This is a genomic window from Sphingobacterium populi, from assembly GCF_001586775.1.
GTDB classification, from domain to species: Bacteria; Bacteroidota; Bacteroidia; order Sphingobacteriales; family Sphingobacteriaceae; genus Sphingobacterium; species Sphingobacterium populi.
The window spans coordinates 504,319-517,324 of record NZ_LQXS01000002.1 but is presented as its reverse complement, the minus strand read 5'-3'; the positions used below and the strand labels follow the sequence as shown (position 1 = coordinate 517,324).

Annotated in this window: 11 protein-coding genes, 1 tRNA gene and 1 riboswitch; of the genes, 6 read left to right on the top strand and 6 right to left on the bottom strand. The window is 41.9% G+C overall.

Translation table 11 applies throughout. From position 1 onward, the window contains the following. Window positions 1-9 precede the first annotated feature (9 nt). A complete protein-coding gene (fbp, locus tag A0125_RS06555; RefSeq protein ID WP_066753800.1) occupies window positions 10-1,029 on the bottom strand; it encodes a class 1 fructose-bisphosphatase in 1,020 nt (339 codons plus the stop codon). An 18-nt stretch (window positions 1,030-1,047) separates the two neighbouring features. Next, a complete protein-coding gene (pckA, locus tag A0125_RS06550) occupies window positions 1,048-2,598 on the bottom strand; it encodes a phosphoenolpyruvate carboxykinase (ATP) (RefSeq protein ID WP_066753798.1) in 1,551 nt (516 codons plus the stop codon). Between the two features lie 381 nt (window positions 2,599-2,979). Further along, window positions 2,980-3,091, top strand: a riboswitch (SAM riboswitch). 248 nt (window positions 3,092-3,339) lie between these two features. Between pckA and A0125_RS06545 the strand changes: the two genes are divergently transcribed. Beyond that, the gene (locus A0125_RS06545; protein ID WP_066753796.1) at window positions 3,340-4,644 is read left to right on the top strand and encodes an O-acetylhomoserine aminocarboxypropyltransferase/cysteine synthase family protein; all 1,305 of its coding nucleotides are present in this window, start codon (window positions 3,340-3,342) and stop codon (window positions 4,642-4,644) included. Between the two features lie 35 nt (window positions 4,645-4,679). Continuing rightward, window positions 4,680-5,858: a homoserine dehydrogenase gene (locus A0125_RS06540; RefSeq protein WP_066753794.1), complete on the top strand. Its 1,179-nt coding sequence runs from the start codon at window positions 4,680-4,682 to the stop codon at window positions 5,856-5,858. Between the two features lie 137 nt (window positions 5,859-5,995). Here the strand turns inward: A0125_RS06540 and A0125_RS06535 are convergent. Then, window positions 5,996-6,069 (bottom strand) — tRNA-Arg (locus A0125_RS06535). Window positions 6,070-6,221: 152 nt separating this feature from the next. On the opposite strand from A0125_RS06535, the gene A0125_RS06530 reads away from it, so the two are divergent. Next, a complete protein-coding gene (locus A0125_RS06530) occupies window positions 6,222-7,022 on the top strand; it encodes an alpha/beta fold hydrolase (protein ID WP_231863149.1) in 801 nt (266 codons plus the stop codon). Window positions 7,023-7,061: 39 nt separating this feature from the next. On the opposite strand, the gene A0125_RS06525 is transcribed toward A0125_RS06530, so the two are convergent. Next, a complete protein-coding gene (locus tag A0125_RS06525) occupies window positions 7,062-7,880 on the bottom strand; it encodes a patatin-like phospholipase family protein (RefSeq protein ID WP_156472444.1) in 819 nt (272 codons plus the stop codon). Between the two features lie 122 nt (window positions 7,881-8,002). On the opposite strand from A0125_RS06525, the gene A0125_RS06520 reads away from it, so the two are divergent. Further along, window positions 8,003-8,635: a nitroreductase family protein gene (locus A0125_RS06520; protein WP_066753792.1), complete on the top strand. Its 633-nt coding sequence runs from the start codon at window positions 8,003-8,005 to the stop codon at window positions 8,633-8,635. Window positions 8,636-8,714: 79 nt separating this feature from the next. Here the strand turns inward: A0125_RS06520 and A0125_RS06515 are convergent, their stop codons facing one another. After that, a complete protein-coding gene (locus A0125_RS06515; protein ID WP_066753787.1) occupies window positions 8,715-10,169 on the bottom strand; it encodes an aminoacyl-histidine dipeptidase in 1,455 nt (484 codons plus the stop codon). A gap of 119 nt (window positions 10,170-10,288) precedes the next feature. Here A0125_RS06515 and A0125_RS06510 point away from each other — a divergent pair, with 119 nt between their 5' ends. Continuing rightward, entirely contained in the window at window positions 10,289-10,885 is a 597-nt protein-coding gene (locus tag A0125_RS06510; protein WP_066753785.1) for a sugar O-acetyltransferase, read from the top strand. Here the strand turns inward: A0125_RS06510 and A0125_RS06505 are convergent. Next, complete coding sequence (locus A0125_RS06505) at window positions 10,882-11,799, bottom strand: PfkB family carbohydrate kinase (protein WP_066753783.1); 918 nt, start codon at window positions 11,797-11,799, stop codon at window positions 10,882-10,884. The two genes, A0125_RS06510 and A0125_RS06505, sit on opposite strands and share 4 nt — an antisense overlap. A gap of 355 nt (window positions 11,800-12,154) precedes the next feature. Between A0125_RS06505 and hisG the strand changes: the two genes are divergently transcribed. Then, window positions 12,155-13,006 carry an ATP phosphoribosyltransferase gene (gene hisG / locus A0125_RS06500; RefSeq protein WP_066753781.1) on the top strand — a complete coding sequence of 284 codons (852 nt, stop codon included), beginning with the start codon at window positions 12,155-12,157 and terminating at the stop codon, window positions 13,004-13,006.

Sequence of the window (13,006 nt, the reverse complement as noted above, 5' to 3'; positions counted from 1 at the left end):
CGTAATCAACTATTTGGCAACCACACCATCCATATCTGCATATAACTTTTCAACCATATCTACCATCAACGTACTTCCTATAACCAACGGCGTGCGTTGATGCAACTCCTTTGGGTGTATCTCTAAGATACGGTCTTTTCCAGTGGAAGCTTTACCACCAGCTTGCTCTAAGATAAAAGCCATTGGATTACATTCATACATCAGCCTTAGTTTACCATTCCGATGTCGTACACTTTCTGGATACATAAATATGCCTCCTTTTAGCATAGTGCGATGTAAATCGGCCACCAAAGAACCAATATAGCGCAAAGAATATGGCCGACCTGTAGGTAGGTTTTCTTCCTGACAACGCTTCACATACTCTTTTATAGCAGGAGGAAAGTTGACAAAGTTTCCTTGATTAATAGAATATGTGTTTCCATTTTCGGGAATTCGCATAGTAGGATGCGACAAGCAGAACTCGCCAATGCTAGGATCAAGAGTAAAACCGTTAACACCATGCCCAGTCGTATACACCAACATGGTAGATGAACCGTAAAGAATATAGCCCGCGGCTACTTGATTGATTCCTTGTTGCAAAATATCCTGCTCTGATAAACGACCCGACGAAGACTTGCGTCGGTAAATAGAAAAAATGGTTCCAATGGATATATTTACGTCAATATTTGATGAACCATCTAAGGGATCAATACACACGATATACTTCCCTTCAGAAGATCCTTCGGAAGATGAAAAGTCCAATCCTTCTTCATGTTCTTCAGAAGCTATGTAGCAGCATTCACCTCCTCGCTGCAGCGCCGAGATAAATTCACGGTCGGCTAATACATCTAGCTTCTGCTGTTCTTCACCTTGCACATTCACCTGACCGAAGGATCCCAGAATCTCGGCCAAACCAGCTTTATTCACTTCTCGGTTAACCACTTTCGCCGCAATACCAATATCACGGAGTAACCGGGATAGCTCTCCTTTTGCAAATGGAAATTCTGCTTGCTTCTCAATAATAAATTGCCCTAATGTCTTATATTCCATGACGTTTAACCCAAAGATTTAAGGGGTATATTTTTGATAATTTTCCTCAAAGAGATCTTTTAATTCCTGTGCTTTGTGAATATAGCTATCTGCATTCTGCCAAAGCGATTGCGGATCTAAAATAGTATCTGGAACTAATGGACAAGCCGTAGGCATAGCTAGGTCGAATATAGGATGTTTTACAAAATGCTCATCATCTAATGCGCCTGTCATTACGCCGCGAATCATGGCTCGTGTGTGATAAAGCGGTATTCGGCGTCCAATTCCATATGGCCCTCCGATCCAACCGGTATTGACAAGCCACACTTGCGAAGAACTATCGTGCTGCAAGCGATCGCGAAGCATTTCTGCATAACGCATGGCATGCAAAGGCAAGAAAGCTTGACCAAAACAAGCGGAAAATGTAGCTACAGGCTCGGCAATACCAACTTCTGTGCCGGCTACCTTAGCCGTGTAACCGTTCAAAAAGTAATACATCGCCTGTTCCACCGTCAACCTAGACAGCGGAGGCAGCACACCGAATGCATCTGCAGTCAAAAAGAAAATATGTTTTGGTGCAGCTGATCGGTTGTCTTTTACTACATGCGGAATATAATGTATGGGGTAGGAAACACGGATGTTTTCGGTGACCGAACTATTGCTATAATCTAACATTCGGCTATTAGGTGCAAAAAGCATATTCTCTGTCAAGGCGCCAAACCGGATAGCACGGAAAATATCTGGTTCGCTCTCTACTCTGAGGTTAATACATTTAGCATAACAGCCACCTTCCAAATTAAAAATTCCATCATCAGACCAGCCATGCTCATCGTCGCCAATGAGGTAGCGATCCTGATCCGCAGATAAAGTGGTCTTTCCTGTTCCCGACAAGCCAAAAAATAGCGCAGTATCCCCATCTTTTCCCATATTAGCTGCACAATGCATGGAAAGTACATTATGCTCTTCTGGCAAAATGTAGTTCATCATAGAGAACATACTCTTCTTTATTTCACCGGTATATTCTGTACCAATAATTAACACCTTTCTCGAAGTAAAATCCAAGATCACAGCATTCGAAGCGCGAAGTCCCAATTCTTTATGGTTATCGATTTTTAATTTCGATGCAACCCATACCGTCCAATCTCTGTTATTTTCCACTTTTCGCTCTGAAAGGAACATATTTTGGATAAATAAATCTTGTGCAGCAAGCTCGGTTACAAAATGAATTTTTCTACCATATTTGCTATCTGTAGCAACATTTGCAGTGCGTGTATAGAGCACCTTACTACGATCTAGATACTGCTTCACTTGCACTACTAAAGCATCGAATACTTCAGTAGACACACCTTGATTAATTTCATTCCAATGTACCGATCGCTCGGTTGTATCATCGCGTACGATATAACGATCACGAGGTGAGCGTCCGGTAAAAGTTCCGGTCATAATATTAAGCGATCCTGAAGCCGATAAAGTTGCTTCTTTGTGCTTTATAGCGTGCTCAATTAACTCAGAAGGAGTCAATTCGCTATAAACCTCACCCGCTGGCTCCAATCCAAGGCCAGGTAAAGATTCTTGCAGAATTTTGTGCATTGCAATTTAATAGTTATGTTACAGGAAACAAAATTAACCATTATACGATATACAATACACCAAATATCACTTATTGTAGTAATTACACCCGCATAATCACTTGATTTACAGTGTTTTAAATTTTAGATTAAATTTTGATAAATAGCTAAAACATTTTAGTTAATTTTCACTTTAAAAACACTAAATAAACCATAAAACAAATATTATTCGAAGTTGTAACCTGCTGTCGATTAGAATACTATCCAGTACGAAATGTCATTTATTAAAAGTTTTATCCGTTTTCATGTCTTAAGCCTTGACTGGCTAAACAAAAACACTATCTTTGTTTTGTATATCATTCGATTATACAAATCAACACCTTCTTCAAGCGATTCAGGTCTTGATTTATAAAGAAGTGGCGAGAGACTGGCTCGATGACCCGCTGGCAACCAACAACACAAAGTTGAAAAGGTGCCAATTCCTGTCCAAAATTTTGTTTTGGAGTATATAAATAATAGAACAGATGAACGAAAAAACACACATTACACCTTCATTTGGAGACACATTATGTCCTGTCTCTTTGCTAGCTACAATTAGCTATAGCGCTTTTAAAGCAGTCTACTCAGTTCGAATGCGTTAGTCGTTGTTTTGCTTGCAGTATCGTGATTTTCTGCACACTAATACAGCAAGCAAAACGAAATAAACGACTTACTTTTTCGTAGCAGACTACTTTCTATCTTTTTACATCATAAATAAATCATTATGACTTACAAAAAAGCTTTACAATTCGAAACCCTACAAATTCACGCTGGACAAGAGGCTGACGCTACTACTGGTTCGCGAGCACTTCCTATATATCAAACTTCTTCTTACGTATTTGACAATGCGGAGCATGGCGCCAACCTTTTTGCATTAAAAGAGTTTGGTAATATCTACACCCGGATTATGAACCCGACGACGGATGTATTTGAAAAGCGTATTGCCGCCTTAGAAGGCGGAGTTGCAGCAGTGGCCGTCGCCTCAGGACAAGCGGCGCAGTTTATAGCGCTGAATAATATTTTAGAAAGTGGCGACAATTTTATTTCAAGCTCTCATCTCTATGGAGGAACTTTCAATCAATTTAAGGTCGCTTTCAAGAGATTAGGCATTGAGGTACGCTTCGCAGACCAAGGCGAACCAGACCATTTTGAAAAGCTGATTGACGAGCGCACCAAAGCGCTTTATGTAGAAACAATTGGCAACCCAGCTTATAGCATTCCTGATTTTGAACGCTTGTCTGCAATTTCCAAGAAATATGATCTTCCGATCGTTGTTGACAACACTTTTGGAGCGGGAGGCTATCTCTTCAAACCATTGGAACATGGGGCGCACATCGTCGTAGAGTCTGCAACGAAATGGATCGGCGGACACGGCACCAGTATCGGCGGCGTCATTGTCGACGGCGGCAACTACAATTGGGGCAACGGTAAATTCAAACAGTTTTCAGAACCATCAGAAGGCTATCACGGATTGGTCTTCTCGGACGTATTCGGCGTAAATAGTTCCTTTGGTAACATTCAGTTTGCAATCCGTGCCCGAGTGGAAGGATTAAGAGATTTTGGCCCTGCACTATCTCCTTTCAATTCATTCTTACTGACACAAGGATTAGAAACATTATCGCTACGCGTGCAACGACATGTGGATAATGCTTTAGAAATTGCACAGTGGCTTGAAAATCATCCGCAGGTAGAATCTGTGAGCTATCCCGGGCTAAAAAGCCATCCTTATCATGATGCCGCGCAGAAATACCTGAAAAATGGATATGGAGCAGTATTATCTTTTGCCATTCGTGGTGGAAGTGAAAAAGCGAACGAATTTATAGACGCATTATCCTTAATTAGCCATGTTGCAAACGTAGGTGATGCCAAAACGCTGATTATCCATCCATCAGCGACCACCCATCAGCAATTAAGTGCGGCGGACCAACAACGCTCTGGCGTGTACCCTGGATTACTACGTTTGTCTGTCGGAATCGAGCACATCGACGACATCAAAGCCGATCTTGAGCATGCTTTTGAGTCCTTATAAATTGAGATCTAACTAAAAAAACAATTTGAGATAAAATGAGTGAAAAATTAACGATTGGGATGTTTGGTTTTGGCGTAGTTGGCCAAGGTTTGTACGACATTATTAAAACCAAAGATCTAAATCTTGAGATTAAAAAATTTGTCATTAAAAATCCGACGAAGCAACGCTCACTTCCCGAGCATCTGTTTACTACCGATGCTGATGAAGTACTAAATGATCCGGCTATCAATACAATATTGGAGCTTATCGACGATGCGGATGCGGCATTTGAAATTACCAAGCACGCACTGTATGCTGGCAAAAACGTCGTGTCAGCCAACAAGAAGATGATCGCCACACATCTGGAAGAATTAGCAAACATACAACAAGAGACAGGAAAATCTTTACTCTACGAAGGAGCAGTATGTGGCTCTATTCCGATCATTCGCAATTTGGAAGAGTACTACGACAATGAGCTACTGCATAGTGTAAGTGGGATTTTCAATGGCTCGTCCAATTATATTTTATCCAAAATTTTTAACGAAAATCAGGATTACCATACCGCATTAAAGAAAGCACAAGATTTAGGCTTTGCAGAAACAGACCCCACACTCGACGTTGGTGGCTATGATCCTAAATACAAATTAGCGATAGTAGCCAATCATGCCTATGGCATTTACGTAAAGCCCGAAGACATTCTTAACCTAGGAATTGATAAGCTTGGACAAGCCGATATCACATACGCCCGCGAGAAAAATTATAAGATCAAATTGATCCCACTAGCCAAAGAGGTAAATGGTAAAATCATTTTGTATGTATTGCCCAAATTTGTAACCAAAGACAACCTATTGTACAGCGTAGAAAACGAAAATAATGGTGTGTTGGTCAAAGCAGCTTTTGCAGATGAGCAATTCTTCTTCGGGAAAGGTGCCGGCGGCCATCCTACAGGATCTGCAGTACTGTCGGATATTACAGCGCTACGATACGGATATCGTTATGAGTTCAAGAAACACTCCAAAGCTCAAGAAGTAAGCTATAGCACCGATTACGAATTGACGGTATATTTACGCTATCAAGACGAGTCTATCTTAGAAAAACTGCGTTTCAATAGTATTTCGGAACGTTTCTACGGTCAGGATTCTATGTACGTGATTGGAAAAATAAATCTGCAAACGATCATTGCACATCGCGACCTCATACATCAAGATGGCAACTTCTTGGCAGAGATAGCATAACCCATATAGTCATGTGTTATACAAACGACTCTTTTCGCGTGTAACACATGACTTTTTTCTAGCGCTGGAATGCCGCTATGAATTCCATTATACGATGTTCAAAAAAGGGGTTGAATATATTATAGAAAAGAAAAAAGTGCGCTCAAAGGGAGTCGAACCCCTAACCTCCTGATCCGTAGTCAGGTGCTCTATCCAATTAAGCTATGAGCGCATTTTTCAACCAGCGGTGTAGTACCGTTTTGGTGAGGCAAATATCGGTACTTTTTCGATTATTGCAAACTTTTTGTGCACTTTAGGGTCATTAATATGGATTGGAAAACATATCCAATTGAAAACAAAAGATTTAAATTTAGCAATACATAAATGGCCGAACGCACTAAAAGAAGTAAAATTAGAATAAACGACATTAGCATCTCCTATTTTATTAAAAAAGCTTCTCAGAAAGAGCAAAGAACAGTGATCTTTCTACATGGATTTCCCTTTAACAAAACAATGTGGTCTGCCCAATTGGAAGCACTAGACGAATCCACTACCGGAATTGCATTAGACATTCGTGGACACGGAAACAGTACATCGGGACATAGCTTTCTATCGATCGATCTTTTTGCAAAAGATCTTATCGCATTTATCAAAAAAATGGCGTTAAAAGAGGTCGTAGTTTGTGGTATTTCTATGGGCGGCTATGTTGCCTTGCGCGCTTATGAGATCGCGCCAACGGTATTCTCCGGCCTCATCTTAAGCGATACGCATAGCCAAGCAGATGATAAAGCTGCCAAGCAAAAAAGATTTGACTCTATCGAAGCAGTACTGACACATGGCCGCCGACCATTTGCCATCGGATTCATCGAGAATGTATTTGCACATCCTCGTGCAGAGCAAAATCTGGCATCGGTAGATCTAATAAAAAGCAGTATTCGTAGAAATAGTATCACTAGCATCTGCGCCACCTTGCTTGCTTTAGCTGCGCGCACGGATACATCGGAGGTACTTTCGGCTATTTCCGTACCCACTTTACTGCTGCGGGGTGAACAAGATAAAATAACACCAGCGGCGTTGATGCAGGAAATGCATGCCCATATTCCACAATCCGAATTCGTAAGCATCGCAAATAGCGGCCATCTTCCTAATCTCGAAACCCGATTGCATTTAACGAATCGTTGTTAAATTTCTTGAAGAAGATAGCAGCGGTTACTACCGCTTAGCTCACACTTTTTTATTTTTAAGCGTAACATCTGGAAGCAACAAATCGGTCCACTTCATTCCTTTTTCTACGAGGTCGAGCGTACGGTGATAATCCCAAATACCTGCTGTATTATGCGGCACACTAATAACATAATCTGGCTGATGCAGGTCTATTGACAATTGACTCAAACGCCTTCGCATAGCGAAATATGCTTCCTGTAAAACGGTCAATGATGTATACTTTCCGCCACTTGCAACGGTGCCAAATGCTGGGTCGGGCCGCCCGTCGAGATTGACCACTACGACCAAATTTCGTTTCGATTTTTTAACGTAGTTAATGGGAAGAGGATTAAAGACGCCACCATCGACCAAATACCGACCATCAGAATCTACTCCTGTAAAAACGGCTGGTATGGCAATAGACGCGCGTATAGCATCATACACACTTCCCTTATCAAAAATCACTTCGCATTCATTTGTTAAATCAGTCGCAATCGCCACATAGCGTAGTGGTAAATTTTCAATCAAGGTATCCGGAAACACTAATTTGAGTGACTCTAAGGCCTTCGTTCCTTTCAAAATTCCAAACCAAGGGTTGGAGAAATCCATTAATTGAAAGACCTTCATACGCGTCACTCCTTTCAGCCAGTCTTCCAATTCGTCCAGCTTGCCCTGCGCATATGCCGCCCCGATCAATGAACCAATGGAGCAGCCCACGATCTCATCGATGATATAGCCTTTTTGTAGCAACATCTTTATAACACCAATCTGTACCAAACCCCTCGCTCCGCCGCTCCCAAGCACTAACGACACCTTCCGTTTGCTCTTAAAAAAGTTCATATTCTAAAGTACATGATTTTCATCAAATTATACATTGTCATATTTCTGTACAAATCAAAATTTAAGTGTTTAAACATCATTATTTGGTCTTATTTTTGTTCGACAGAATAAAATTAACGAGTATGAATCTTCACGAGCAATTGAACTGGCGATATGCCACAAAAAAAATGAATGGTACTGCTGTACCACAAGATAAAGTAGATTACATTATTGAAGCGGCTCGCCTAGCACCCACTTCTTCAGGGCTACAACCTTTCCGCATTGTTGAGATTTCGAATGCTGAATTGAAAGAAAAAATTCAGCCTATTGCATTCTCTCAGTCGCAAATTGTAGATGCTTCGCACCTTTTGGTTTTTGCAGCATTCGATGAATACACCACAGAACGGGTCGACAAAGTATTTGCGCAGCAAGAAGCCGAGCGTGGATTGCCTGCTGGTGCGAGCAACGAGTATAAAGGAATGTTGATGCAGAATTTTGCAGCACAGAGCAAAGAAGATCACTTCAATCATGCTGCTAGACAGGCTTACATTGGTTTCGGAATGGCTATAGCCGCCGCAGCTGAGCTTCAGGTAGACGCCACACCTATGGAAGGATTCGTCAATGCACAGTTGGACGAAATTTTGGGTCTTGGTGAGAAAGGTTTAAAATCGGTAACAATCCTGGCATTGGGCTACCGAGATGAGGCTAATGATTGGTTGGTCAATCTTAAAAAAGTGCGTACAGACAAATCGGAATTTGTCATTGAGCACAAATAAAGCACTAAAAATAAAAAAAGCCGGAAAACTTAGAGTTTTCGGCTTTTTTTGTTTTTAGTAATCTACTGAACGATTTTTACTATGGCGTGTTTTTGAGCAGTTCTAGAAAGAACGTCCAGAATTTGGCGACCGATGGTATGGAAGCACGCTCATCTGGAGAGTGGGCGCCACGGATCGTTGGACCAATGGATACCATTTTTAAGTCTGGATACGCCTCACCTATCAAACCACATTCTAAGCCACCATGTCCGGCACAGACCAAAGGATCTTCTCCAAATAAACGTTTGTAAATATCGGCGGTGAGCTGTACCAGCTCGCCATCAGGCTCGGGTTCCCAACCTGGGTAATCTCCTGAAAATGCTACCTCGGCACCTATTAATTCAAAAGTAGACCGTAACATCATCGCCAGATAATCCTTTGATGACTGTATCGCTGACCTCGTCAAACAGAGGACTGTATATTTGCCCTGTTTTAGTACAATGCGTGCGACATTATTCGATGTTTCTACCAAATCCGGGAAAACAGGACTCATGCGGAACACACCATGATGCGCCGCATTGCAAGCTGCCACAAATTCTTGTTGTGAATTCGAAGTAAGTACCGACAATTCCTCCTGTATATCTGTCTGCGTCGTGCTGAGCACTAAATTCGGTTCGGTGTGCGCATAATCTTTTGCAATCACTTGTCCAAGCCTTTTTACAAGATCGTGAACGGCCACAGCATCCACTGAACGACAAGCCAACGTTGCTTTTGCTTCACGCGGAATAGCATTGCGTAATCCCCCGCCTTCTACAGCGTACAGACGAACATCTGCTTCGCGGATAAGCGTATCCAAGACACGCATCAGCACTTTATTGGCATTAGCCAACCCTTTGTTGATATCCATACCAGAGTGGCCTCCTTGCAAACCACTTACTGAGATTTCGACAAGCGTTTGATATTCTTCGGTCGACTCTACACTCAATGCTCCAGTAGCCGTCACATCGACGCCACCGGCACAGCCAATCGTGATTTCATGATCTTCTTCGGTATCAAGATTTAGCAAATACTTTCCTGTTAGCCAACCCGGAGTCAGTGCTTTGGCTCCAGTCATTCCAGTTTCTTCATCGATCGTAAACAGCGCTTCAATCTCTGGATGTGGAATATCAGTAGAGGACAGAATGCCCATAATCGCCGCAACTCCAAGTCCGTTATCTGCGCCCAAGGTAGTGCCTTTTGCTCTTACCCAATCACCATCCACAAACATGTTGATCCCCGATGTTGCAAAATCAAAATCTGTAGTAGCATTTTTTTGATGCACCATATCCAGATGCGCTTGCAATACCACTGTTTTTTTGGATTCGTAACCGGCGGTAGCTGCTTTGCGTATTAATACATTTCCAATCTCATCGCGCTCTGCCGATAGCTGCAATGATTTGCCGAAGGAAAGCATGAATTCGATGATAGCTTCCTCTTTCTTGGATGCACGAGGAATCGCGTTGATAGCCGCAAAATGAGACCAGATCGCAGTAGGCTCAAGCGTATGTATACTCATAAATATTCTTTAATAGTTGTTGTACGACCAAATGTACCAGTTCGTGCAGCAAATGGCAACTTTCGTAAGAAATACTACGCAAATTGGTATATTAGAACTTACTATTGCTTTACGTACTTATGAAAACTGCAAAAGAAAAGATGATTGCCGGCGAACCTTACCGCGCAGATGGCCGCGAGCTATTTGACGAACGCCAAAAAGCGAAAGAAGTACTAATGGAATACAATAGCTTGCTTCCCAATCGCATAAAAGATCGTGCGCGGATTATTAAAGATCTTTTTGGTAAGACGGGTAAAGCATTTTGGATTGAACCTCCCTTTCGCTGCGATTATGGTTATAATATCGAGATCGGCGAAAATTTCTATGCTAACTTCAACTTGACCATACTGGATTGTGCTTTGGTCAGCATTGGTAAAAATGTACTATTCGGCCCGAACGTTTCTTTGTTCACGGCAGGGCACCCCATTCATGCTGAGCCCCGCGCTGCAGGATGGGAATATGCGTTGCCAATCTACATCGGAGATTCTTGTTGGATCGGCGGCAATACGGTAATAAATGCTGGCGTCACGATTGGCGAAAATACCGTCATCGGATCTGGATCTGTCGTGACGAAATCGGTCCCTGCCAATGTTGTTGCTGCTGGAAACCCTTGTCGTGTGATCAAGACCATTACCGAAGCCGATAAGGACTATTATTATAAAGACCGCAAATTTTAAACCTGAGCCCGATACTTCGTTTTCATCTGCTCAATATCATGTTGGGTATAATTTGGAGTAGCACCCGACTGCGAGGTAACGAATCCGCTGAGGCAAATCGCTTGTTCGAGTGTTGCCTCGGGATGCATGCCCGAAAGATGCGCAGAGAGGAAACCCGCCAAAAAAGAATCTCCACTACCAACAGTATCTTGCACAGTAACCTTTGCAGCGGGCAGACTATACACTGTATCTCCTTCGTAATAAGTAGCGCCTGATGCTCCTTGCGAAAGGATGACTTGAGGGACATCAAAATAATCTTGCAGGAAGAAGACGCCGTCTTTTGGTTTGTTGTAGTTTTTACCTAAATAAGAAAGCACCAATTGCAGCTCCGGCGCATTAAATTTTGCTAAATGTGATTTTTTAAGCAGTGCTATCAGCAACTCCTGATCGATAAATGGTGGCCTCAGATTCACATCGAAAACCCGATATCGACTCTCTTCCAACAGTGCAAATAGCGTGTTGCGAGATACGGAATGGCGCGCGGCCAAAGATCCAAATACGAAGGTGGACGAATGCTGCACCTGTTGCAGATCAGTCTCCCTTAATTGGATATAGTCCCAAGCTACACTTTCCTTAATTTCGTAATGTGCTTCATTGTCTTCGTCAATCGTGGCTACTACTGTACTTGTTGCATAGTTTGCATTTTTCTGTATTCCAGCAGCCGAAATAGTCCAATGATTTAGCTTTTGCAATAACGCATCGCCCAAGTCGTCCTGTCCTACTGCTGAGATCATATGTACGTTTATTCCCATTTGCTGCAAATGGTAGCCGACGTTAAACGGCGCTCCGCCAGCAGTTTTATCTTTTCCGGGAAAGAGGTCCCAAAGGATTTCTCCAAAACAGGTCGCTTTCAAAGTTGGTTGTGATTGTTGCATATATCATCTGTCATTACGCCATTGATCGAAGGCATATATCCGTGAATAATAGAAATTACAAATTACACATTTTAAATGACTATTGACCATAATCTGGCGAGCAGAATCCTTAAATTGCACTGCATCATCCACCGATTTTTTTGACTTGGCTACAGACATTTTTTGGATTTACGATCGCTAAATCCTATATTTACCAGTGAATTAATACATATGATTTTATTCATCACACATCACGTACATGTCCATCATCGCCATTGTGGCGATAGATAAATGTATGTGTTTCTACGTGAAGCATTCCATCCCATGGATGTTCGAATAATAATTAGTATCCTTCAACAAATAATTAAAAGATATTTTGAAAAATCTAAAGATTGCTATCCAAAAGTCGGGTAGACTGAATGAGAAATCAGTACAGTTACTTAAAAATTGTGGACTAGATTTCGAAAACTATAAAAGTTCGCTTATCACGATTGTTTCCAACTTCAATTTAGAAATTCTCTTTTTGCGCGACGATGATATTCCTGATTACGTCGAGCAAGGAATAGCCGATTTGGGAATTGTAGGCGAAAACGTGATTGATGAATCATTAGCCAATGTTGACTATTTGCAGCGCTTGGGCTTTGGAAAATGTACGCTAAAGTTAGCAGTACCCAAAGACACCAATTATAATGATATCAAAGACCTCGACGGCAAATCTATAGCCACCTCCTACCCTAACATTCTCGGAAAATTTTTAAAAGAAAAACAAATTTCGGCAGAGATACACCCGATTTCGGGTTCGGTCGAGATCGCACCAGGTTTGGGATTGAGTGAAGCGATTTGCGACATCGTATCTACCGGCGGCACGTTGAAGAATAATGGCTTGAAGCCCTTTGCAGATGTAAGCACCTCCGAAGCAATTTTGATCGGGCGGGCAGGTTTAGCAGAGAATCCTATTCTGTGCGAATTACTACAACGCATTCAATCGGTATTGCGCGCTAAAGAAACAAAATATGTGGTTCTCAACGTTGAGAAAACCAATCTTCCGCAAATAACAGAATTACTGAAAGGTGTAAAATCGCCCACAATCGTGCCTTTGGCAGAAGAAGGTTGGGTAGCAGTACATACGGTGATTCCTGAAGAAGATTTTTGGGGCAAAATCAATACGCTAAAATCAGCTGGAGCACAAGGAATCGTGGTGATGCCGATTGAAAAAATCATATTATAA